The organism is Bradyrhizobium sp. C-145, assembly GCF_023375135.1.
Taxonomy (GTDB): domain Bacteria; phylum Pseudomonadota; class Alphaproteobacteria; order Rhizobiales; family Xanthobacteraceae; genus Bradyrhizobium; species Bradyrhizobium zhanjiangense.
Window position 1 is genome coordinate 9,311,530 of record NZ_CP088150.1, and the last position, 21,486, is coordinate 9,333,015.

At 64.1% G+C, this 21,486-nt stretch carries 21 protein-coding genes and 1 pseudogene; 9 read left to right on the forward strand and 13 right to left on the reverse strand.

Going from position 1 to position 21,486, the window contains the following annotated elements:
* Positions 1-7: 7 nt before the first annotated feature.
* Together LRP30_RS43825 and LRP30_RS43830 are read right to left on the reverse strand one after the other, a co-directional pair.
* Positions 8-382, reverse strand: a complete 375-nt coding sequence (locus LRP30_RS43825) for a transcriptional regulator (protein WP_130212267.1) — start codon at positions 380-382, stop codon at positions 8-10.
* Positions 369-986 carry a hypothetical protein gene (locus LRP30_RS43830; protein ID WP_128940651.1) on the reverse strand — a complete coding sequence of 206 codons (618 nt, stop codon included), beginning with the start codon at positions 984-986 and terminating at the stop codon, positions 369-371. The genes LRP30_RS43825 and LRP30_RS43830 overlap by 14 nt, the downstream gene beginning before the upstream one ends.
* Positions 987-1,181: 195 nt before the next feature.
* Here LRP30_RS43830 and LRP30_RS43835 point away from each other — a divergent pair, with 195 nt between their 5' ends.
* Positions 1,182-2,426, forward strand: coding sequence for a serine protease (locus LRP30_RS43835; RefSeq protein WP_249758849.1), 1,245 nt, complete (start codon positions 1,182-1,184; stop codon positions 2,424-2,426).
* Positions 2,427-2,606: 180 nt separating this feature from the next.
* Here the strand turns inward: LRP30_RS43835 and LRP30_RS43840 are convergent, their stop codons facing one another.
* The 5 genes and pseudogenes from LRP30_RS43840 to LRP30_RS43860 form a co-directional block, all read right to left on the reverse strand.
* Entirely contained in the window at positions 2,607-3,344 is a 738-nt protein-coding gene (locus LRP30_RS43840; protein ID WP_249758850.1) for a DUF899 domain-containing protein, read from the reverse strand.
* 21 nt (positions 3,345-3,365) lie between these two features.
* Positions 3,366-3,698: pseudogene (locus LRP30_RS43845) on the reverse strand (SRPBCC domain-containing protein); the annotation flags it as partial.
* An 11-nt stretch (positions 3,699-3,709) separates the two neighbouring features.
* Entirely contained in the window at positions 3,710-4,174 is a 465-nt protein-coding gene (locus LRP30_RS43850) for a metalloregulator ArsR/SmtB family transcription factor (RefSeq protein WP_249758851.1), read from the reverse strand.
* A gap of 107 nt (positions 4,175-4,281) precedes the next feature.
* Positions 4,282-4,557: a DUF3551 domain-containing protein gene (locus LRP30_RS43855; RefSeq protein ID WP_249758852.1), complete on the reverse strand. Its 276-nt coding sequence runs from the start codon at positions 4,555-4,557 to the stop codon at positions 4,282-4,284.
* 146 nt (positions 4,558-4,703) lie between these two features.
* Positions 4,704-5,678 carry a tripartite tricarboxylate transporter substrate binding protein gene (locus tag LRP30_RS43860; protein WP_128940656.1) on the reverse strand — a complete coding sequence of 325 codons (975 nt, stop codon included), beginning with the start codon at positions 5,676-5,678 and terminating at the stop codon, positions 4,704-4,706.
* A 127-nt stretch (positions 5,679-5,805) separates the two neighbouring features.
* Here LRP30_RS43860 and LRP30_RS43865 point away from each other — a divergent pair, with 127 nt between their 5' ends.
* Together LRP30_RS43865 and LRP30_RS43870 are read left to right on the forward strand one after the other, a co-directional pair.
* Positions 5,806-6,216, forward strand: a complete 411-nt coding sequence (locus LRP30_RS43865) for a VOC family protein (RefSeq protein ID WP_128947864.1) — start codon at positions 5,806-5,808, stop codon at positions 6,214-6,216.
* A 224-nt stretch (positions 6,217-6,440) separates the two neighbouring features.
* Positions 6,441-8,021, forward strand: a complete 1,581-nt coding sequence (locus tag LRP30_RS43870) for an AMP-binding protein (RefSeq protein ID WP_249758853.1) — start codon at positions 6,441-6,443, stop codon at positions 8,019-8,021.
* 52 nt (positions 8,022-8,073) lie between these two features.
* Here the strand turns inward: LRP30_RS43870 and LRP30_RS43875 are convergent, their stop codons facing one another.
* The 3 genes from LRP30_RS43875 to LRP30_RS43885 all read right to left on the reverse strand — a co-directional run bounded on the left by LRP30_RS43875 (position 8,074) and on the right by LRP30_RS43885 (position 12,348).
* Complete coding sequence (locus LRP30_RS43875; protein WP_091898237.1) at positions 8,074-9,168, reverse strand: HD domain-containing phosphohydrolase; 1,095 nt, start codon at positions 9,166-9,168, stop codon at positions 8,074-8,076.
* Between the two features lie 406 nt (positions 9,169-9,574).
* Positions 9,575-11,860, reverse strand: a complete 2,286-nt coding sequence (locus LRP30_RS43880; protein WP_249758854.1) for a molybdopterin cofactor-binding domain-containing protein — start codon at positions 11,858-11,860, stop codon at positions 9,575-9,577.
* Positions 11,857-12,348 (reverse strand): (2Fe-2S)-binding protein, encoded by a 492-nt coding sequence (locus LRP30_RS43885; RefSeq protein WP_036002624.1) that lies wholly within the window; start codon positions 12,346-12,348, stop codon positions 11,857-11,859. The genes LRP30_RS43880 and LRP30_RS43885 overlap by 4 nt, the downstream gene beginning before the upstream one ends.
* A gap of 503 nt (positions 12,349-12,851) precedes the next feature.
* Here LRP30_RS43885 and LRP30_RS43890 point away from each other — a divergent pair.
* The 4 genes from LRP30_RS43890 (at position 12,852) to LRP30_RS43905 (ending at position 15,550) form a co-directional block, all read left to right on the forward strand.
* Positions 12,852-13,616: an alpha/beta fold hydrolase gene (locus LRP30_RS43890; protein WP_249758855.1), complete on the forward strand. Its 765-nt coding sequence runs from the start codon at positions 12,852-12,854 to the stop codon at positions 13,614-13,616.
* A 24-nt stretch (positions 13,617-13,640) separates the two neighbouring features.
* The gene (locus LRP30_RS43895; protein ID WP_128947860.1) at positions 13,641-13,976 is read left to right on the forward strand and encodes a hypothetical protein; all 336 of its coding nucleotides are present in this window, start codon (positions 13,641-13,643) and stop codon (positions 13,974-13,976) included.
* 178 nt (positions 13,977-14,154) lie between these two features.
* The gene (locus LRP30_RS43900; protein WP_249758856.1) at positions 14,155-14,829 is read left to right on the forward strand and encodes a dienelactone hydrolase family protein; all 675 of its coding nucleotides are present in this window, start codon (positions 14,155-14,157) and stop codon (positions 14,827-14,829) included.
* Between the two features lie 238 nt (positions 14,830-15,067).
* Complete coding sequence (locus LRP30_RS43905) at positions 15,068-15,550, forward strand: hypothetical protein (protein ID WP_249758857.1); 483 nt, start codon at positions 15,068-15,070, stop codon at positions 15,548-15,550.
* A 159-nt stretch (positions 15,551-15,709) separates the two neighbouring features.
* Here the strand turns inward: LRP30_RS43905 and LRP30_RS43910 are convergent, their stop codons facing one another.
* The 3 genes from LRP30_RS43910 to LRP30_RS43920 form a co-directional block, all read right to left on the reverse strand.
* Positions 15,710-16,456, reverse strand: coding sequence for a polysaccharide biosynthesis/export family protein (locus tag LRP30_RS43910; RefSeq protein WP_249758858.1), 747 nt, complete (start codon positions 16,454-16,456; stop codon positions 15,710-15,712).
* Between the two features lie 263 nt (positions 16,457-16,719).
* Positions 16,720-17,376 (reverse strand): peptide-methionine (S)-S-oxide reductase MsrA, encoded by a 657-nt coding sequence (gene msrA, locus LRP30_RS43915; protein ID WP_249758859.1) that lies wholly within the window; start codon positions 17,374-17,376, stop codon positions 16,720-16,722.
* 158 nt (positions 17,377-17,534) lie between these two features.
* Entirely contained in the window at positions 17,535-17,852 is a 318-nt protein-coding gene (locus tag LRP30_RS43920; protein WP_091898220.1) for a hypothetical protein, read from the reverse strand.
* A gap of 360 nt (positions 17,853-18,212) precedes the next feature.
* Between LRP30_RS43920 and rpsT the strand changes: the two genes are divergently transcribed.
* Positions 18,213-18,479 (forward strand): 30S ribosomal protein S20, encoded by a 267-nt coding sequence (gene rpsT, locus LRP30_RS43925; RefSeq protein WP_028178125.1) that lies wholly within the window; start codon positions 18,213-18,215, stop codon positions 18,477-18,479.
* 1,246 nt (positions 18,480-19,725) lie between these two features.
* Entirely contained in the window at positions 19,726-21,135 is a 1,410-nt protein-coding gene (dnaA, locus tag LRP30_RS43930; protein WP_249758860.1) for a chromosomal replication initiator protein DnaA, read from the forward strand.
* The last annotated feature ends 351 nt before the right edge of the window (positions 21,136-21,486 follow it).

Below are 21,486 nucleotides of genomic sequence, written 5' to 3' on the forward strand. Positions count from 1 at the left end.
AGGGGGATCAGGTCGAAACGAAACCGAGGCGTCCGAGCGGCGGCGCCTCGCGGCCGGCGGCCTTGGCGGCATCGCGCACGAGGCGTTCGAGCACGGCGAGATAATCGAGGAAACGGCGGCGGCCGGACTTGGTGAGGCGACAGGTCGTGTGCGGGCGATTGCCCTCATAACCCTTGGTCACCTCGACGAGGCCGGCCTCCTGCAGCACGGCAAGGTGCCGGCTGAGATTGCCGTCGGTGAGGCCGCAAAGCTGCTTGAGGTCGGCGAATGCCAGCCCCTTGGGATGCGCCATCAACGAGGTCAGCAGGCCGAGCCTCGCCTTCTCGTGGATGACGCGATCGAGCCCTTCATAGGAGAACGGCGCGCTGTCAGACTTCGACATCATGGTCTCCGGACGCGACATACAGAATGGCGGCCATCACCGACTGCCCGATCACGAAGGGCAGACCCATGGTCCATGGCGATAGCGTGTGAGTTTGGCTGGCGTGCACCACCACTGCAAAGCCTGACACGAAATACCAGGCGCCGGCGAGCGCGACGGTACGCGGCAGCGAGCGGACGGAGGCGAAGATGCCGAGCGACACCAGGATCTGCCACAAGCCGGGCAACAGCCACAGCGTTTCCGCTGCAAATTTCCACATCACCACAGCGAGCAGCACGCCGGCGACGCCTGCGGGCAGGAAATGCTCGACCGCCTGATAGATCATGGCATCGGCCAGGCCCGAATGATGGCGGCGCGAGCGCGCGCGCATCTCGATCCCGATGATCAGGCCGGAGAGCACCGCGGCGATGAACCAGCCGATGAAGAAGTCGAGCGGCTCGCTGGTGGGATCGCCGAGCAACCAGAATTGCAGAACCGCGGTGATGAGCGCGACGGCACCTGTCGCCGCCATTGTCGCCGGGCCGTAGCCGCGGAACGCGGTGCCCGCCGCGATCTGGCTGCGGATCGTCACGATGTCGGCCAGCGCCTTGTCGAGATCGCGCATTGGCAACGCCAAAACCTCGTTCCGCCCCTGCTACCCAGAGCCCTGTTACTTTGTATTGCAAAGTATATAGCACTGCAGAGTAAAGGCAAGCCCGGATGTCGCGACAGCCAGATCGAACTTGAAAGAACAACTGGCGGTTGCGCGACACCGCGTCCCACAGATAAGATGGAGCGAAAAGCATTTCCGGGGGCTGGTATGTGGCTTAAGTCATTTGTCGTTGCGTCTTTGTTGCACGTGGGTGTCGTCAGCGTCGCGCATGCGGCGGGACCGTTCGGCTCCGTCAATGTCGGCAACTGGATCGGCGGTGCTTTCAGCAATGATGAGACGGGAGCGTTCTCGCATTGTGCGGCCACCGCGCCTTACGCCAACGGGGTGAGTCTCGTCGTCGCGCAGAATGCGGCCGGCTCCTGGCTTCTGAGCCTTGCCAGCCCCGGCTTTCGCTTCAACAAGGGCGATACCGCGCCCGTCGACTTCATCTTCGACGGCCAGGAGCAGGCCAGGTTGTTTGCGACCTCCAACGCCCCCAACATGGTGACGACCATCCTGCCCCTCAATGTCGCTCGCACCTTCCAGAAGGCAAGCCTGATGGTAGTGACGACCAACGGCAGCAAGCCACTCCAGTTCGTGTTGACGTCGACGGCACCCATGGTCGCGGCGCTGGCGAACTGCGTCACGCGGGTGAAGGCGGACGGGCTCAGCAAGGCCGGGGACTTCACCAAGGGTACAGCGAAGCCAGCGGCCACAGCGGACAAGCAGGCACCACCGCCGGCCAGCAAGTCCGCCAAATCCAAGAGCGGCACCGGCTTCGTGGTCAGCGCCAATGGGCACATCGTCACGAACAACCATGTGATCGAGGGTTGCAGCGACCTCAAGGGCAATCTCACGGGCGAGGCCGCAATGGTGTTGCGCGTCGTATCGAGCGATGCAAACAACGATCTGGCCCTCTTGCAGGCGCCGTCGACAGCGACGTTCAAGGAGTTTGCCCGGATTCGCGACCGCTCGATCCGCTCCGGCGATTCCGTCGTCGCGATCGGCTTTCCCTATCACGGGCTGCTGAGCTCGGACTTCACCGTGACCACCGGTATCGTGAGCTCGCTCAGTGGCATGCGCAACGATTCGCGTTTCCTGCAGATCAGCGCGCCCGTGCAGCCCGGCAATAGCGGAGGCCCGCTGTTCGACACCACCGGGCAGGTCGTGGGTGTGGTCACCGGAAAGCTCGACAATCTGCGGATCGCGGTCGCAACCGGGAACCTCCCCGAAAACATCAACTTCGCCATCAAGACCGGCGCGCTGCGCGACTTCCTCGACAATTCCGTGGTGCCCTACCAGACCGCCGAGCCGAAGGGCGAGCTCAAGACGACCGACATCGCCGGCAACGCCCGGCCCTATACGATGCTGATCTCGTGCAACGCGACCGAACAGGCCGACGCGAAGCGGTGAAGGCGGGCACCGACCGCGCCTAACCTCCGACGTCGTCCTGGCGAAAGCCAGGACCCATTACCCCAACAAGGGGTTTGGCGAAGATTGGTCGTTCGGTACGACAACCGAGCGCCATCGATAGATTCCGCGGTATGGGTCCTGGCCTTCGCCAGGACGACATCGAGAAACGAACCGCTCCCCTCACCCGTGGCAGCACGCCTCCTTGGTCGCCTGCGGTTCGTACTGGTCGCGCAGGCGAACCCAGTCCATCGGATAGGGCAAGCCGTCCTCGTGACGGCCGAGCGGCGTGAGGTCGAGGTACTGATAGGCGGCGTTCATCATATCGAGGCCGCGGGCGAAGCATGAGTAGGTGTGGAAGATCTCGCCGGCCTCGTTGCGAAAGAACACGCTGATGCCAGGCAGATCGGGCCCGTAGAACGGCGTGGTGCCGAAATTGTACTTCGGCACGCCCTTGTCGATCTGCTCGGGTGTGAACGAGACTTCGTAATCGTAGTTGAAGTCGTTGCTTCCCGAGGAGACCCAGTCGAAGGTCCAGCCCATCCGCTTCTTGAACGCGTCGAGCTTGGCAACAGGCGCGAGCGAAATCGCAACCATGCTGGTATCGCGCGCGGCCAGATGCGGCACCATGCGCTCGAAGCCGTCGGCCCAGAACGAGCAGCTCTTGCAGGCGGCGTCCCAATCGGGTGCGAACATCACGTGCTGCACCACGAGCTGCGGCCGGCCCTTGAAGAGATCGCCGAGCGTCAGCTTGCCGTTCGGTCCGTCGAACACGTAGTTCTTGTCGACCTTGACCCAGGGCAATGCACGGCGCTCCTCGGCCAGACGCTCGCGGGCCGCGGTGAGCTCCTTCTCATGGGCGAGATGCGCCTTGCGGGCGGCGATCCATTGCTCGCGCGAGACGATCTGATGTTGCTGCATGGTGTCCTCCTCTGATCGGGATCAGGCGACAAAGGCATCGAGCTTGTCGAAGAACGAGCTCCAGCCGCGCAAATGGTTGTCGCGGGCGGTTTCGTCGAAGAACTGGGCGTGATGGAAGACCATCAAGGTGCCGGCGCTGTCCGGCTTCAGCGTGATCGTCACCAGCGATTCGCGCTCCGGCGTTGAATGCCAGGCCCAGGTGAAGACCAGCCGCTCGTTCGGCACGACGTCGCGATAGGTACCGCCGGCCTCGAAATATTCGCCGTCATCACGGGTGAAGCTGATGCGAAAGCTGCCGCCGGTGCGGACGTCGAGCTCGGCTCGAACCGTCGCAGGCTTCATGTTCGGCGGCCCGAACCATTGCGCTAGCTGCTCGGCTTGCGTCCAGGCCGCGTAGACCTTTTCCGGCCGCGCGCGGAGCCGGCGCGTGAGCGTGAGGCTTGGGCGTTCCGTTGGGCGCTCGGCGGCGCTGAGATCGGCGTTGACGGCTGCGTTGGCCATGTCTCTTCCTCCACGAAGGCGGCGAGGCGATCGAGATTGTCGGACCAGAATTGCGCATAGCGATTGAGCCAGTTCATCGCCTGCTCCATCGGCTGCGCGGTGAGCCGGCAGGCGACCGTGCGCCCGGTCTTCTCCCGCAGGATCAGGCCCGCATCCGTGAGCACGTCGAGATGCTTCATGATCGCCGGCAGCGAGATCGGGAACGGTGCGGCCAGCTGGCTCACCGACAGGCTGTCCTGCTCGCCAAGCCGTGCCAGCAGGGCACGCCGCGTCGGGTCGGATAGCGCCGCAAAGGTCCGGTCCAGCGTCTCATCTTGATACTTAACCATTAGGTTTAGTATAAATGCGAATCGGGATGCGTCAAGCCAGAACCTCCGCACGCGGTTCTGCACGAGCGCGTGATCAGGCAGCGGGTCAGTGGGGAACGTGGGTTGCGCTAGTACGGCGCGACGGCGCGCGTGCGGCTGTGCACTCGCGGCTGAGGTTGCATCTGGCCGTAGCCAAAGCGAGGATTGCGACCGCAGTACAACAGCCGGCCGGAGATGCTGGCCTGGCACTGCTCATAGGTGCTGTAGGCGCATTCGCCGGGATAGTCGTACTCGCCGCCTTGCGCGCACCAGGGATAGTCGCGTGCGGCGGCTGGGGGAATAGTGGCGAAACCGGCAAGGACCGTCACGCCAAGCGTCAGCAGCGCCAATTGGGTGTTGCGCATGATCCAACTCCTCTCTTGCTGGCGAGATACACCACCATCCTCACGAGGTTTCGTCGCGCCGGTTTATTCCAGATCAAGTGTATCGCGCGCGCAAGAAAAAAGCCCTGCCGAACGGCAGGGCTCCAATCACGCTCATCACAAGATCGCTACTCGACCTTCAGGCCGGCGAACTCGACGACCTTCTTCCACTTCTCGGTCTCCGCCTTGATCTCCTCGCCGAACGCCTCGGGCGTCTGCACCCGCGGCTCGCCGCCGAGCTCGACCAGACGCTTGGCCATGTCGGGCTCCTTCATCAGCGTGTTGATCTCGTTGTTGAGCTTGGCGATGATCTCCTTCGGCGTGTTCTTCGGCGCGCCCATGCCGAACAGCGCGCTGGCCTCATAGCCCTTGACGGTGTCGGCAATCGGCTGCACGTCGGGCAATTGCGGCGAGCGTTCCGTGGTGGTGACGCCGATTGCGCGCAAGCTGCCGGAGCGGATGTGCTGGATGATCGAGGGCATGTTGTCGAAGATCACCTGCACCTGGCCGCCGAGCATGTCGGTGATTGCGGGCGCCGCGCCGCGATAGGGCACGTGCTGCATCTTGCAGCCGGTCATGGCCATGAACATCTCGCCGGACAGATGCACCGAGGTGCCGTTGCCGGACGAGGCCATGTTCACCTTGCCGGGATTGGCCTTCACATATTCGATGAACTCGGCGACGTTCTTGGCCGGCACGTCCTTGTTCACGGTCATCACGTTCGGCACGCGCTGGAATGAGGCGACCGGCGCGATGTCGCGCACGAAGTTGAACTTCAGGTTGGCGTAGAGCGAGGCGTTGATGTAGTTGGCCGGGTTGACCAGCTGCAGCGTGTAGCCGTCGGGCTCGGCGTTGATGACCGATTCGGTGGCGATATTGTTGCCGGCGCCCGGTTTGTTCTCGACCACGAATTGCTGGCCGAGCCGTTCCGACAGCCGCTGGCCGAGCAGCCGCGCCAGGATGTCGGTGGCCCCGCCCGGCGGATAGCCGACCACCCATTTCACCGGACGGGCCGGATAATCGGCGGCAAGGGCCTTGGACAGCGGAGTGGCTGCAAGCGGACTGGCGGCGAGCAGGCCCAGCGCGGTACGGCGAGTGATCATCTCAAGGGTTCTCCCAGTGTTGTTCTTGAAGGCCGGATATCTTGTAAAGTGTTCGTCGGCCGGGGTTGTAACAAAGCTTGCCGCAGGCGGAAAGTGCACGGGGCGCATCACGACGAAAGGATGAGACATGCCGGTCAAGGTCGAAGCTCTCGATCATCTCGTGATCAACGTCGCCGACGTTGCGGCCACCGCGGAGTGGTACCGCAAGATTCTCGGCATGGAAGTCAAGGTGTTCGACCCCGGCGGCGGCAAAGCGCCGCGGACTTCGCTACAATTCGGTAACCAGAAGATCAACGTGCGGCCGCGCGATGGCGACAAGGTGGAGTGGTTCACCGCGGACCACCCAACCGCCGGCAGCGAGGATCTGTGCTTCCTCACCTCCGCCACTCCCGAAGAGGTGGTGGCGCATCTGCAGGCCCATGGCGTCGCGATCGAGGAAGGGCCGGGCCCGAGGCAAGGCGCCCGCGGCACGCTGCGCTCGGTCTATTGCCGGGATCCCGATGGCAGCCTGATCGAGATCTCGTCGTACGAGGATTAGGGCCTGACGGCCGGCCTCAAGCGCCGTCATTGCGAGCGAAGCGAAGCAATCCAGAAATGCATCCGCGGAGGGACTCTGGATTGCTTCGTCGCAAGGGCTCCTCGCAATGACGGAGGAGAGAGCGAGCGCCCCCGCGCCATTTGCTTCCCGCGCCATCGGGTGGCAGGAAGACGCAATAATCCAAAGACAGCCATCATCAAGATGCAGGCTGCACGGGAGGACACATGCCCATTCAACAGACCGCCGCCGGAATCGTGGGCCCTTTCGACGGGCTCGACGTGCCATGGCTCCTGAAGCTGCGCGCCGAGGTGCGCGGCACACATCCGTTCCTGATCTGGGCGCCGTTCGATGCGCCGGCGCGGCGCTGGAGCTATGGCGAGTTTCACGAGCGGGTCGGCGCCCTCGCTGCAGGCCTCGCAAGGCGCGGCGTCAGGCCGGGCGAATATGTGCTCATCCATCTCGACAATTGCATCGAGGCGATGCTGGCGTGGTTTGCCTGTGTCGAACTCGGGGCCGTCGCGGTGACCACCAACACCCGCTCGGCGCCGGCCGAGATCGCGTACTTCGCCGATCATTGCGGCGCGGTCGCCGCGATCACGCAGCCCGCCTATGCGGAAGTTGTCGCGCAGAACTGCCGCAACATATGCTGGATGGCGGTGACCTCGCACGATGCGGGCACAGCGCCGGCGCAAGCGGTCGCGCGCGGCGACAGTTTCGAGTCCCTGTTCACTGAGAGCGCAGATCGCCCCAGGCGCGCCACCGATCCACTCGCGCCGTGTAGCGTGCAGTACACATCAGGCACCACGTCGCGCCCAAAGGCGGTGCTGTGGACCCACGCCAACGCGCTGTGGGGCGCCAAGATCAACGCCGCGCATGAAGACCTTCATGCCGGCGACGTGCACCAGACCTATCTGCCGCTGTTCCACACCAATGCGCTCGCCTATTCGATGCTGGCGACGCTGTGGGTCGGCGCCACCTGCGTGATCCAGCCGCGCTTCTCCGCCAGCCGGTTCTGGCGCGTCGCGCGCGAGCACGGTTCGACCTGGACCTCGACGATTCCGTTCTGCATGAAAGCGCTGCTCGAGCAGGAGATCCCTAACGACCACAAATTCCGCCTGTGGGGCAGTGCGATCAACGAGCCGCCGGCCTTCGCCGCGTTCGGCGTCAAGATCATCGGCTGGTGGGGCATGACGGAGACCATCACCCACGGCATCGTCGGCGAGGTCGACCAGCCCAACATACCCATGTCGATCGGCCGCACGGCAAGCGAATATCAGATCCGCATCACCGACGACGACGGCCGGCCGACGGACGTCGGCGGCACCGGCAATCTCTCGATCAAGGGCATCCCCGGCCTGTCGCTGTTCGCCGAATATCTGCACAACGAGAAGGCGACGCGCGAGAGTTTTGACGAGCACGGTTTCTTCCTCACCGGCGACCGCGTCGAGCGGCTTCAGAACGGCTACATCAAATTCGGCGACCGCGCCAAGGACATGCTGAAGGTCGGCGGCGAGAACGTCGCGGCCTCCGAGATCGAGCAGGTGATCGCGCTCGTTCCCGGCGTGCGCGAGGCGGCGGTGGTGGCGAAGACGCATCCGATGCTGGACGAGGTGCCGGTCGTCTTCATCATCCCGCAGGGCGGCGTCGCGGGTGCTGCGCCCGACCTGCATGATCGCGTGATGGCGGCCTGCCGCGCTGGCCTTGCCGACTTCAAGGTGCCGCGCGAGATCAGGCTCGTCGACGACATGCCGCGCTCGACGCTGGAGAAGGCGGCGAAGGCGGAGCTAAGGAAGATGGTGGGGTAGCGCGAGCTCTTGCAACAACGTCGTCCTGGCGAAGGCCAGGACGACGATGAAATCAAAACGCCCCCAGCGCCACCGGGCGGAACGCCTGCAACAGCTGCTGGTCGAGCTTGCCGCCCATGCCTTCCATCATCGTGAACGCACGCGAGTGGGTGAAGGGCATGCGGTAGGCACGCTTCTCCACCAGGGCGGCGTAGATGTCGACGATCGTCGTCAGCCGCACGATGTCGCTGATCTGGTTCGACGACAGGCCGTTGGGATAGCCCGAGCCGTCGAGGAATTCGTGGTGATGCAGGATGACGTCGAGCATCTCCGGCGGGAAGCCGCCTTGCGCGGCGAGCGCGTCATAGCCGCGGCGCGGATGCTGGCGGACCTCGGCCATCTCCTCGTCGGTGAGCTTGCCGGGCTTGTCGAGCAGCGCGGAGGGAACGAAGGCCTTGCCGACGTCGTGCAGCAGCGCGGCGCGGGTCAGGCGGCGCTGGTCGTCCTCGCGCATGCCGAGATGCTGGGCGAAGGCGACGGCGAAACCAGTGACGAACAGGCAGTGCCGATAGCTGCCGACATGATGGCAGCCGACCGTGGTGAGCCATTCGCGCAGCGAGGAGTGCTTGATCGCCTTCAGGATCTTGCTCTCGGCGGCAATGACGTCGTCGAAGGTCAGGGGCACGCCGAGCGGCAGCTTCTCGAACATCTTGGCGAGGACCGCATGCGCCGCCTCGACGCCGCGGTTGAGCGTCTTGCCGCGGTCGGTCGCGTCATAGACGGCGGTGTCCGGGAAGGCGGAGCGGATGCGCTGAAGGATGGCGTCCGCCTGCAGCGGGCGCGAGATGGTGTCGGTGGCGCCCAGCGCCCAGGCCTGCATGGTGCCGTGATGCAGGGCATCGGCGAGCACGAACAGCCGCGGCATCGACCGATAGGCATCGCCGCGCAGCTTGTTGCGTACCCGCTGCACGCTCTCGGGCGAGCGCAAATTGATGTCGACGACGAGGCCGGAGAGATCGCGCGACGGCTTCTCGGGAATGTCCTGGGTCGTGACCGTCGACACCTCACCGACCGCTTTCAAGATGCTGACGAGCTCGCTGCTCTCGTCGCTCCGGTCGGAAGCGAGCAGAAGCCGGCGTTTGGCGGCGGGTTTGGCTGAGGCGTTCATGAACTTCCCCAAAAGGAACCGAGAGCACGAGTATTGGCCTTAAGCCTAAGCCGGATCAGGTTCTCTGGCCCTTAAGAGGCGTGCTCAATGGAACCCTGCGGAATTGAGCGCAATTTGAGGGATTTCCGCTATGGGCGGCTCCAAACAAAAAGTCGAAAAAACAACCCCATGCACAGTAGCCGGGCCATTGATAACAAAGAGGATTTTTAACCCTGACAGTCTCCGTCATGGCCGGGCTTGTCCCGGCCATCCACGTCTTGCCCGCGGCACGCAGAACGTGGATGCCCGGGACAAGCCCGGGCATGACGGCGAGTTATGGAGATGCAGGGGACCCCAAAGGAAATCCGCCGGAGGTTGCCCTCCGGCGAACCATCTCATGCAGCCTTGTCGAGCAGCCTGCCCCGCCTCACGCCTTCATGCTCGCCTTCACGGCCTCCGCCGTGATTGGCAGCGCCCGGACGCGGGCGCCGGAGGCGTTGAAGATGGCGTTGCCGATGGCGGGGGCCACCACCGTCACCGCGGGCTCGCCGACGCCGGTGGCCTTCTCGCCATTGGCAATCACGGCGACGGCGACCTCGGGCGTCTGGCTCATGCGCAAGGGCGTGTAGCTGTCGAAATTGGTCTGCTCGATGCCACCGTCCTTGAGTGTCGCTTTCTCATACATCGCCAGCGACAGGCCCCACAGCGCCGCACCCTCGACCTGGGCGCGGATGTTGTCGGGATGCACCTGGGTGCCGACGTCGGTTGCGACCGTGAGCTTCTTCACGGTCACCGCGCCCGACGGCGCCACCGCGACATGGGCAACGCACGCCGTCCAGCTCGCAGTCGCCCGTTCCTGCGACGAGACGCAGGCCACGCCCATGCCTTCTCCCTTGGGGAGTTGCTTGGTGCCGTAGCCGGACAACCCCATCGCGGCGAGCAGCGTGTTGCGTAGCCGCTGCGCGCCGCCGTCGTTCTTGCCCGCGCCATCGAGCAGCGAGATGCGGAACTGCGCCGGATCCTTGCCCGCCGCCGCCGCGATCTCGTCGATCATGCTTTCGACCGCCCAGAAGGTCCAGCCCGGCGCCACCGAACGGAGCTGGCCCGACGGCGTGGCGTTGTGCGCGAGCTCGTTCTTGATCGCGCGCACATAATGGTTGGGCACGGTGTAGAAGAAGTCGGCCCCGTTCACCGTGAAGGAATCGAGCGGACCTTTCTTGTCGACCGATGGTGTCAGGAAGTCGGGGATTCCCCAGCGCGCGGTCGGCCAGGCCGAGACCACGTCGTGGCTGATCGCAATGAGCTTGCCATCGCCGTCGACGCCGGCCTTGACCTTTTGATAGGTGAGCGGACGCGAGAAATCCATCGTCATGTCGTTCTCGCGCGTATAGATCACCTTCACCGGCTTGCCGACCGCCTTCGCAGCCTGCACCGCCGGAATCATCATGTCGGCATCGAGCCTGCGGCCGAAGCCGCCGCCGAGCCACATCTGGTGCATGACCACGAACTTCGGATCGATTCCGGCCGCGCCGGCTGCGATCGCGCCGGAGCGCGTCGCGAACTGGTTGCCGGAATAGATGTGCAGGATGTCGCCCTTGAACTCCGCAGTGGCGTTCATCGGCTCCAGCGGCGCGTGGATGTTGATGCTGGTGGTGTATTCCGCCTCCAGCACTTTTGCCGCCGAGCCGAACGCGGCGTTGGGATCGCCGTCCTTGACGAAGAACTGGCCGGAATCCTCCAGCTTCTGAAGCCGCATGGCTTCATCGAGCAACGACTGGCTCGACAGCTTGGCGTTGGGACCGCCGTCATAGGCGATCTTCAGCGCTTGCGCCGCCTTCTTGGCGTTGGCGTAGGTGCTGGCCACCGCGACGACCCAGCCCGACGTCGTTCCGGTCTTGTCGTCGAGCGTGACGGCCTTGATGAAGCCTGGCACCTTCTTAGCGCCGCTGTCGTCGACCGATTTCACCGTGGCGCCGAAGCGCACCGGCGGCGTGACCACCGCGCCATAGGCCATGCCCGGCAGCATCACGTCGATGCCGTACTTTGCCGTGCCGTTGGTCTTGGAGGGGATGTCGAGCTGCGGCACCGAGACGCCGATCATGGTGTATTGATCCGGCGTCTTCAGCTTAATCGCCTTCAGCTCATCCGGCGTGAAGGTTTTCGTCGCTTTGCCGCTTTTCACGATTTCGGCGAACGACATCTGCTTCTTCGACTTCGGATGCACGATCATGGAATCGCGCACCACGAGCTCGCTGGCCGGCACACCCATCGCGGCGGCCGCGCCTTCCGTCAGTGCCATGCGGCCCGCGGCGCCGGCGCGGCTCATGGCGTCAAAGTTCATCATGGTCGACCAGCTGCCGCCGGTGATCTGCGCGCCCAGCACGGGATCGTTGAACTTCGGATCGTTGGAGGCAAGTGCGACGCGCATGTCGCTCCATTTCGCGCCCAACTCCTCGCAGACGATCTGCGCCATGGTGGAGGCGATGTGCTGGCCCATATCGGCCTTGCCGCAGGTCACGGTGACGAGACCGTCGGGCGAGATCGCATACCAGACGCTCGGCTCGAAACTGGCCGGCGCCGCAGCCGCCGCAGAATCGATGCCGGGCACGCCGGCACAGCCGAGCACGAGACCGGTGGCGGCGGTGCCGACCAGGAAGGAGCGGCGGCTGAGATCGGTCGTCTCGGGGGTAATGTTCTTCACATGCTCGTTCATGTGGGCCTCCGCTCGCTGGAGGTGGCGGACGCGGTGCGCATCTCGGATGCGGCGCGCATGATCGCCTTCTGGATCCGCGAATAGGTCATGCAACGGCAGAGATTGCCGTCCATATGCGCCACGACCTCTTCCTTGGTCGGATTGGGATTCTTCGCAAGCAGCGAAGCCGCCTGCATGATCTGCCCGGACTGGCAGTAGCCGCATTGCGGCACCTGCTCGGCGATCCACGCTTTCTGCAAGGGATGATCGCCCTTGGCGGACAGGCCTTCGATGGTGGTGATCTTCTTGCCGGCGACGTCGCCGACCATGGTCTGGCACGAGCGCACGGCTTCGCCGTTGACGTGCACGGTGCAGGCCCCGCACAGCCCGGCACCGCAGCCGAACTTGGTGCCGGTCATCTGCAATTGCTCGCGGATCGCCCAGAGGAGCGGCGTGTCGTTCGCCGCATCCACGGACAGACTCCGCCCGTTGATGGTGAGAGTTGGCATAGGCGTCTTCCCCTGCCGGTGCATGAAGCCGCTTACGGCGGCAACTTGTCTGGCGGACGCCCACCGGGCTGGCGTCCCGCCTTGGCGGCGAGCATGATCGCGTTCACGCGCGGAGGCAAATGCAATTTGGAAGCACTCGAAAAAGCTAGCTCTGCACTTGCTCGTTGTGCGCCGCGCCAACGGCGCGACGCAGCCACTGGACACAACAGCACGTGTATCTGACATGCGTGCCATCGCGTTCAGGCAGTTTCTTCCAGGTAACTTGGCAAAGTAGAATGCTGCCAACGACGAACCTACCCTCCCCTGGAGGGGGAGGGTCGATCGCGCGCAGCGCGAGCGGGGTGGGGTGATCTCTCCACGAGAAACACTGTTCGACGTGGAGAGACTGTCACCCCACCCCGTCTCACATTTCGCTGCGCTCAAATGTGAGCCGACCCTCCCCCTCCAGGGGAGGGTGAAGCACTGAAGTCGTGGCTAGAACAAAAAAGAAAGGGCGGAAAACAATGCCGAAGATCAATCGGGACGGCGTCGGGATCTATTACGAAGTCCATGGCGAGGGGCCGCCATTGCTGCTCACTCACGGTTATTCCTCGACGTCGGCGATGTGGCATGGGCAGATCGATGCGCTCGCGAAAGACCACAAGCTGATCTTGTGGGACATGCGCGGCCACGGCCAGTCCGATTACCCCGACGATCCCAAAGCCTACAGTGAAGCGCTGACTGTCGGCGACATGGCGGCGATCCTCGATGCGGTCGGCACTGAGCGCGCCATCATCGGTGGCCTCTCGCTCGGCGGCTACATGTCGCTCGCGTTCTATCGCGCCCACCCAGAGCGCGCCCGCGCGCTGCTGATCATCGACACCGGCCCCGGTTTCAAGAAGGGCGACGCCCGCGAAGCCTGGAACGCGCGGGCGCTTGCCACCGCCGATCGGCTGGATCGCGAAGGCCTCGAAGTGCTGAAATCAGCAACGCGCGAGCGCGCCACCGCCAGCCATCGCAACGCCAGGGGGCTGGCGCTCGCCGCGCGCGGCATGCTGACCCAGCGCGACGCGCGCGTGATCGAGCTGCTGCCCGAGATCAAGTTGCCCAGCCTGATCGTGGTCGGCGCCGACGACACCCCGTTCCTGGCGGCGTCCGACTACATGGCGGCAAAGATCCCCGGCGCACAAAAGGTCGTGATCCCCGCCGCCGGACATGCCGTCAACATCGATCAGCCCAAGGCTTTTGTTGACGCGGTCGAGCCTTTCCTGAAGAACTTGCCGAGATAGGCCGATCAAGCAAGGACGTAGGCGATGAAGCTGATGATGCTGGCTGCTGGCATGATGTTGCTATCGATGTCTGCGCAGGCCGAGCCGTTCGGTACCATGCCGCCGCGCCGACCCTTCGTCGCGACCTTGTCGAACAATACGCCGCTCGCCTTCGGCATGGATGCCGAACAGACCGCGCGCGCCCTCGGGCAGCCCCTGCAATATGTGCGAGGACGTCCCGGCAACGAGATCTACCTCGCTTTGCGCAACATCGGCGGCAGCGGCTTGATCCCCTATCGCCACCGCCTGTTCCTGCAATTCCGCCATGGACGCTTGGCAGGATGGAAGGAGGACTACGGCGAGAACTGGATGTGGGAGTGAGGGTGGCTGCGCGCCGACAATTCCGGCAATTCCGGATCGTCATGGCCGGGCTTGTCCCGGCCATCCACGTTCTTCCGCGCTGAGACAAGACGTGGATGCCCGGGACAAGCCCGGGCATGACGAGTTTGTGGAGCAATCCGAACTCTCAATCAATGATCAACCAACAAGGACAACCCGCGTGGGACAAGACATCAAGCTGACGGCTTCGGACAATTTCCAGCTGGGCGCCTATCGCGCCGATCCCTTGGGCACGCCGAAAGGCGCGGTGGTGGTGATCCAGGAGATCTTTGGGGTCAACCACCACATCCGCTCGGTCTGCGACCGTCTCGCAGGGGAAGGCTATGTCGCGATCGCGCCGTCGATCTTCGACCGGACCGCGCCCAATTTCCAGTCGGGCTATTCGCCCGATGAAATCGCGGAGGCGCGCAAATTCGTCGCCAATCCGGACTGGGCCGCGATGCTGCGCGACGCCCAGGCGGCGATCGACGCGGCCAGAAGCGTCGGCCCCGTCGGCATCATCGGCTTTTGCCTTGGCGGCAGCGTCGCCTTCGTTGCGGCGACGCGACTGTCGGGCCTCAAGGCCGCGATCGGCTATTACGGCGGCGCGGTCGTGCGCTTTGCCGATGAGACGCCGAAGGTGCCGACGCAGCTGCATTTCGGCGAGAAGGATGCCGGCATTCCCCTGACCGATGTTGAGACCATCAAGATGAAGCGGCCCGATGTGGAGGTCTTCGTCTATCCGGGCGCGCAGCACGGCTTCCATTGCGACGAGCGGGCGAGCTATGACAAGGCCAGCGCCGACATCGCTTGGCCGCGCAGCATGGCATTTTTCGCGAAGCATTTGACGAAGTAGCGCGCCGTCATTCCGGGATGCGCCGCGAAGCGGTGCAGGCCCGGAATCCATTAGGCCGCGGACTCTGCGGTGGAATGGATTCTCTGATGCGCAATTGCGCATCATAGTTCGCGCTAAGGCGCGCCCCGGAATGACTGGGAGACAGTTGCGCTGCCCCGCTTCGCAGAAATCGGGTGGCTGCATCATGCCGCGCGGCGATAGAGCTGGCGGATCAAGCAACTCGCGCCGGAGCTTCGTCATGCAGCACGCCATCACGCACCTCTTCCTCCGCAATCCGTTCGGAACCATGGACGTTCCGTCGCCTGACGATTCCGAGGTGCGGGCCTATGCCGCGACAGCATCGCTGTCCGGCGATGCAGCCGACGTCAACGCAGCCGCATGGGCATCCGTGGCTTCGCCCTCTGATCCGCTCGAGGGCTGGTGGCAGAGCCGCTGGAACGGTGGCGCCGATCCGACCATTGCGGGCGACACGCCGGACAGATGGAAACAGGGGCGCGCAGAAATCCGCGTCGCAGGAAGCCGCCTCTATCTGCGCTTCGATTGGGACAATGGCCGCCGGCACGGACTGATCGACGCGGCGCGCGAGGGCGCGGATCGCCTGGTCGGCAAGTACATCAACCTGACCACGCCGGCGATCACACGGCCATGGGTCGGGCGCGTGGTGGATGCCACACGGATCGACGGGTGTTTTCCGAACGGGCGGCTGGATTTTCGAAGGTAAGTCGCGGGCGGAGAAAAATCGTCGATACCACCTAAGCTGTCATTCCGGGACGCGCGTAGCGCGGGCCCGGAATCCATCGTGCGGCAGAGTTGGTGGAGGAATGGATTCTCTGATGCGCAATTGCGCATCATAGCTCCCGCTTACGCGCGCCCAGGAAACCTAGAACCAGCGCTCGCCGACGAACACCGTGTCGCCCGGCGCAAGCGGCGTGCCGAGGGGGACGATAGCGCGCATCGCACCGCCGGCTTCGGTGTGCGTGACGGTAACCACGTCGCGCTTGGCGCGGGGCGAGAAGCCGCCGGCGATGGCGACCGCGCTTTCGACCGTCATGTTCGGCACGTAAGGATATTGGCCGGGCGCGAGGACCTCGCCGAGAATGAAGAACGGGCGATAGGCCTCGATCTCGACGGCGACCGAGGGCTCGCGGATATAGCCGTTGCGCAGGCGTGCGGCGATTTCGCCGGCGAGGCCCGCCGTGGTGCGGCCGCGCGCGGGCACCGCACCGATCAGCGGCATAGTGATGGAGCCGCCGGCGTCGATCGCATAGCTGTTGGTGAGACCTTCCTGGCCGTAGACCACGACGCGAAGCCTGTCGCCGGCGTCGAGATGATAGGAAGAGTCATAGCGCACCGGCGCCGCCATCGGCGCGGCGTAGCCGACCGGCATGGGCGCGGGCGAAGAGGCAAAGGAATTGCGCAGCGCGCCAATGGCGCCGCCACCGTCGGCAACGACGACCGGCTGCGGCGCGCTGTAGGGCTGACCATAGGCCATGGAGTCGAGATCGGCGCGCGGCGGCATCACCGTGACGGGGCCGGCGGTCTGCATGCAGCCGCCAAGGGCAAGCGCGGCGGACGCTGCCAGGGACGCTGCCAAGATTGACCATCGAAACGCGCGTGCAACCGGCACCGGACCTATCCCTCGAAACGAGACGGCTCCAGTCTTGCACCGGTTATGGTTAATAAAGCGTTGCGCGGGTTGTTGGACGCATGAGTGCGACAAGGACCCTGGTGCGCTCCCTCTCCCGCTTGCGGGAGAGGGTCGGGGTGAGGGTGTCCCCACAGAGGGATTCCCGACGAGGAAAGCGCCCTCACCCGCATTGCATCTGCGATGCGATGCGACCTCTCCCGCAAGCGGGAGAGGTGCAGCGAGCCTGTCGCAGCAGTGAACGCTTACGCGCTCACACCAACTCCGATCGGGCAGGCCACTCCGGTGCCGCCGAGGCCGCAATAGCCGGCGGGATTCTTCGCCAGATATTGCTGATGGTAGTCTTCGGCGAAGTAGAATTCGCCGGCGGGCGCGATCTCGGTGGTGATGGCACCGATCCCTTTTGCGGCGAGCGCCTTCTGATAGAGCGCCTTCGACTCCTCGGCGGCCTTCTTCTGCGCGTCGCTGAAGGTATAGATCGCGCTGCGGTACTGCGTGCCGACGTCGTTGCCCTGGCGCATGCCCTGCGTCGGGTTGTGGCTCTCCCAGAACGTCTTCAAGAGCCTCTCGTAGGAGATCTTGTTCGGATCGAACACGACCAGCACCACTTCGGTATGAGCGGTGCGGCCCGAACAGACCTCTTCATAGGTCGGGTTCGGCGTGTGACCGCCGGCATAACCGACCGCGGTGGTGTAGATGCCGTCGCCGAGCTCCCAAAACTTGCGCTCGGCGCCCCAGAAGCAGCCGAGACCGAACACCGCCTGCTCGAGACCGGCGGGATAAGGCGGCTGCAGCTTCGCGCCGTTGACGAAATGGGTGGTCGCGGTGGGGATGGCTTGCGCACGGCCGGGCAGCGCCTCAGTTGCGCTCGGCAACGCGGTGGTCTTGCGCATGAACAGCATGATTGGTCTCCGAAACGAGCTGTCCGTCGCGTGAGCGAGCTCAAGAGGTCGAGCGCTCAGGCGGCGTGCTCGCGATCAGGTGGGAATATAGGCATCTACGCAACGACAGGCAGCTTTGTTACGCGGCCCGCGCGCGCTCAATCCCCGGAATTGAAAGCTCAATCCCGGGAATAGCCGATCAGCGGTTTGCGCGGGCGGAACAGGATCATCAGCAAAATGCCGAGAATGCCGAGGACGGCGAAGACCGGCTGATCCAGCACCAGGCGGATCACCGAAGTCCAGAGCCAGGGCGCCTTGGCCTCGACCCAGGTCCGGAACGCGGTCTGGCTGGCCTGATTGATGTCGTTCCAGAACTGGCCGAACCGGGTGAATTTGAGGGTCTGGTCGGCCACCCAGCGGGCGCCGTCATAGACCATGAAGATGAACCCGCCGGCGAGCAGCAACAGCCCAATCAGTCGGAAAAAGCCGCGGATCATGCCTCACCTGCCATGGTCGTGCGATCGGACGACCCTCCAGAATGTTGCCAGCCAATAGCCGGGCGACGGCAGAAATTCAACCTCTTCAGGGCGTTACGGCCCGCCTCCAGCCCGTTCAGGCCGGTTTTCCAGCTCCCGAAAGCGTTGACGGTGCGAAAGACCCTCTCTATAAGGGCGCCAACTGGCGGTGGGCGCAATCCTGCCGCCGCTGTTCTTTGAGCAGGTGCAGGCTCTTTGAGGCCTCATGTTCCCGGGACAGCCCAGCAACCGAACACCCTAAATCCGAGCGTCGATTCAGCGGTCAAGCAGCCGGCGCTACCCGACCAAGACGCGACCGGTACCGCAAAGGACATTGAGACCATGGCCAATACCACTTCCGCCAAGAAAGCGACGCGCAAGATCGCCCGCCGCACCGCCGTCAACAAGTCGCGCCGCACCCAGATGCGCGGCGCCGTGCGCACCGTCGAGGAAGCCATCAAGACCGGCGATCGCGCCGCTGCCGTCAAGGCGCTGGCGAGTGCCGAGCCGGCCTTGATGCGCGCCGCCCAGCGCAACATCATTCACAAAAACAACGCCAGCCGCAAAGTCTCGCGCCTCACCGCGCAGATCGCCAAGCTCGCGAAGTAATCTCGCACCATCATCCGATCGGTCGATCCGATCGGCGCGCCAAACAGCCCGGCATCGCGCCGGGCTTTTTTGTTGGCTGTCATATTCACGCAAGCAGCCACGGCACGTTCGATCTTTGGTTTGGAAGATCTGCAACGTCTGCGCTATTCTTCGTTCCGTAGTTTTACTGCCGAAATTTTGCAACAGCGGAAACTTTCACCGCGTTGCAAAAACCCTTGTGCTGCGGGCTCGAATTGAATCCGCGGGCGACGAAACTTCTGCACACCGTAGATTCACAGGAACGCGTCTCGGCGTGGAGTTACCCTGCAAAACGAGTCTCGAAAAGCGATGACTCAATAATCACTTATCAACATAGCAGCGACAAGCATTTGGAAAATTCGCTCGCGCGTCGGGTGCGTGACGAATTTTTAAAAGTTTTTTGGCGTAGGCGGAGAATTGTCACACGAGGCGCGGCATTTTCGATTCTGCGCACGAATCCAAAAACTTGCTTCGGAGCCTGTGAACAACTCGCGCGCGGCGTTAACGCAGACCAAGTTTTTTGGTGCCTCAAGTGTGAATCAATTTCGTTGCGAGTCTTTCCGCTTAGTGTATTCCTTAAGTCGTTCGCGGCGCCCACGATCTTGAGACCAGCGCGGTTTTGGAAACGGGGCGAGCGTGCAAATCGGCGGCGGTGTGCACGTAGGCGACGCTTCAACAAGCGATTGTCGGTTCGAAACCCATAGCAATGTGGGAATGGTAGCTCTTTGTCTGAATGTCTCCAAGCGGGATCTCAACTGTCCCGCTCGCGCCAGGCGCAAATGAGAGACGTCGTAAAGCTACCCCGATAGACGCGAGGCGAAGCCGAACGAACGGCGAGTACAGACGGGCAGGGCATTCGCGACTGGGGCTTTCAGGGGCGGCTGTCTTTTCACACGCAGGACCTTGTCGTGAGCAATCACGGCGGGACGGGGAGGTATCATGTCCTACGGATTCAACGCGGTATTGACACAGTTTCGTTCTTTCGACGATGCCGTCTCCGATCCGTCAAGCGACCAGCCTCCGACGTGTGAGGGCGCGCAGAGTACGCGCTGACCTCGCGACCCCTCCATCTCTGACATCGCTGATCTGACCCGCGGCATTTCCGCCGAACGGTCGAGCCATGTCTGATGATGGACTCGCTTGAGGTCGCGCCACCCCAGGGATTTCGGCAGGAACCCTGCATGGCGCTCACAACGCAACCTTATCTCTCAAGAGAAGTTTTCTGACGATGACAATGGAACAGGATCGCTGGTCACGCGTGAAGGGTCGGCTGCGCTCGAGCGTCGGCGAAGACGTTTACACGAGCTGGTTTGCGCGCATGGATCTGGAAGGCGTGCAGGACGAGAGCGTGCGACTCTCGGTGCCGACGCGCTTCCTGAAGAGCTGGATTCAGGCCCATTATGCCGAGCGCGTGCTGTCGTGCTGGCAAGCCGAGATGCCGGAAGTGCATCGTATCGATCTCACGGTCCGCTCGGCGGTGCGCCCGGTCGCGCAGCCGAAGGAAGCGCCCGCCCCGGTCGAGGCGCGCCGCGTGCCCACCCCGGAGCTGCGCTCGACCGCAACCGCGCCGGTCTCGGCCAATCACGACGCGCTCGGCGGCTCGCCGCTCGATCCACGCCTGACCTTCGCGAGCTTCGTCGTCGGCCGCTCCAACACGCTGGCGCATGCGGCCGCGCGCCAGGTCGCCGAAGGACGCCGCGGTGATCCCGTGATGTTCAACCCGCTCTACATCCATGCCGGCGTCGGCCTCGGCAAGACGCATCTCTTGCAGGCGGTGACCTGGGCCGGCAATTCCGGCAACGAGCGCAAGGTGCTGTATCTCACCGCGGAAAAATTCATGTACGGCTTCGTCGCCGCGCTGAAGACGCAGACGGCGCTGGCCTTCAAGGAAGCGCTGCGCGGCATCGACGTGCTCGTCATCGACGATCTCCAATTTCTGCAGGGCAAGTCGACCCAGGCCGAGTTCTGTCACACCCTGAACGCGCTGATCGACGCCGGCCGTCAGGTCGTGATCGCGGCCGACCGTCCGCCGTCCGATCTCGAGAGCCTGGACGATCGCGTCCGCTCGCGGCTCGCCGGCGGCCTCGTGGTCGAGATGGGCTCGCTCGGCGAGGAGCTGCGGCACGGCATCCTCAAGTCGCGCGTTGCCGCGGCCCGCGCCCACCATGCGACGTTCGAGGTGCCCGAGGAGGTGCTGCATTATCTGGCGCGCACCATCACCCATAACGGCCGCGACCTCGAAGGCGCGATCAATCGTCTGCTCGCGCACTCGAAACTCAACAACCGGCCGGTGACGCTGGAGATGGCCGAGCACGAGGTGCGCGACCTGGTCCGGCCACAGGAGCCCAAGCGGATCAAGATCGAGGACATCCAGCGCGTGGTGGCGCGACAGTACAACGTCAGCCGCTCCGATCTGTTGTCCTCGCGCCGCACCGCCAACGTGGTGCGCCCGCGCCAGGTGGCGATGTATCTCGCCAAGACGCTGACCCTGCGCTCGCTGCCCGAGATCGGCCGCCGCTTCGGCGGACGCGACCACACCACCGTGCTGCACGCCGTGCGCAAGATCGAGGCCCTGGTCTCCAAGGACACCGCGCTGTCCGAGGAAGTGGAATCGCTGAAGCGCCAGCTTCAGGAATAAACGCCTATTTCTTTCACCTCTCCCCGCTTGCGGGGAGAGGTCGGAATGCGCGCGCAGCGCGGATTCCGGGTGAGGGGGACTCTCGGCGTGTCCAACTCTCACCTCCCCTGCGGAGAATCCCCCTCACCCCAACCCTCTCCCCGCAAGCGGGGCGAGGGAGCATATCTATGCCTGGGCAGCGGCCTTCGTTTGGGCGGTAAATCGTGGGGAACTGCCCCCGATCCCTTGAATCCGGGGGCCATCCGCGCCACCTTGCGCGACCCTGACAGCTTTGATCATATCGGCAGGAATGATCCGGCTTTTCGGGGTCTTCGGTGCCGTGGCGCGCGTCCCGCTGCCCGGCCTTCTCAA

What these genes read in the sequence shown, in the direction of transcription:
- LRP30_RS43825 (WP_130212267.1), bottom strand. Translation starts at nt 382, where the DNA reads ATGTCGAAGTCTGACAGCGCGCCGTTCTCCTATGAAGGGCTCGATCGC.
- LRP30_RS43830 (WP_128940651.1), bottom strand. Translation starts at nt 986, where the DNA reads ATGCGCGATCTCGACAAGGCGCTGGCCGACATCGTGACGATCCGCAGC.
- LRP30_RS43835 (WP_249758849.1), top strand. Translation starts at nt 1,182, where the DNA reads ATGTGGCTTAAGTCATTTGTCGTTGCGTCTTTGTTGCACGTGGGTGTC.
- LRP30_RS43840 (WP_249758850.1), bottom strand. Translation starts at nt 3,344, where the DNA reads ATGCAGCAACATCAGATCGTCTCGCGCGAGCAATGGATCGCCGCCCGC.
- LRP30_RS43850 (WP_249758851.1), bottom strand. Translation starts at nt 4,174, where the DNA reads ATGGTTAAGTATCAAGATGAGACGCTGGACCGGACCTTTGCGGCGCTA.
- LRP30_RS43855 (WP_249758852.1), bottom strand. Translation starts at nt 4,557, where the DNA reads ATGCGCAACACCCAATTGGCGCTGCTGACGCTTGGCGTGACGGTCCTT.
- LRP30_RS43860 (WP_128940656.1), bottom strand. Translation starts at nt 5,678, where the DNA reads ATGATCACTCGCCGTACCGCGCTGGGCCTGCTCGCCGCCAGTCCGCTT.
- LRP30_RS43865 (WP_128947864.1), top strand. Translation starts at nt 5,806, where the DNA reads ATGCCGGTCAAGGTCGAAGCTCTCGATCATCTCGTGATCAACGTCGCC.
- LRP30_RS43870 (WP_249758853.1), top strand. Translation starts at nt 6,441, where the DNA reads ATGCCCATTCAACAGACCGCCGCCGGAATCGTGGGCCCTTTCGACGGG.
- LRP30_RS43875 (WP_091898237.1), bottom strand. Translation starts at nt 9,168, where the DNA reads ATGAACGCCTCAGCCAAACCCGCCGCCAAACGCCGGCTTCTGCTCGCT.
- LRP30_RS43880 (WP_249758854.1), bottom strand. Translation starts at nt 11,860, where the DNA reads ATGAACGAGCATGTGAAGAACATTACCCCCGAGACGACCGATCTCAGC.
- LRP30_RS43885 (WP_036002624.1), bottom strand. Translation starts at nt 12,348, where the DNA reads ATGCCAACTCTCACCATCAACGGGCGGAGTCTGTCCGTGGATGCGGCG.
- LRP30_RS43890 (WP_249758855.1), top strand. Translation starts at nt 12,852, where the DNA reads ATGCCGAAGATCAATCGGGACGGCGTCGGGATCTATTACGAAGTCCAT.
- LRP30_RS43895 (WP_128947860.1), top strand. Translation starts at nt 13,641, where the DNA reads ATGAAGCTGATGATGCTGGCTGCTGGCATGATGTTGCTATCGATGTCT.
- LRP30_RS43905 (WP_249758857.1), top strand. Translation starts at nt 15,068, where the DNA reads ATGCAGCACGCCATCACGCACCTCTTCCTCCGCAATCCGTTCGGAACC.
- msrA (WP_249758859.1), bottom strand. Translation starts at nt 17,376, where the DNA reads ATGCTGTTCATGCGCAAGACCACCGCGTTGCCGAGCGCAACTGAGGCG.
- LRP30_RS43920 (WP_091898220.1), bottom strand. Translation starts at nt 17,852, where the DNA reads ATGATCCGCGGCTTTTTCCGACTGATTGGGCTGTTGCTGCTCGCCGGC.
- rpsT (WP_028178125.1), top strand. Translation starts at nt 18,213, where the DNA reads ATGGCCAATACCACTTCCGCCAAGAAAGCGACGCGCAAGATCGCCCGC.
- dnaA (WP_249758860.1), top strand. Translation starts at nt 19,726, where the DNA reads ATGACAATGGAACAGGATCGCTGGTCACGCGTGAAGGGTCGGCTGCGC.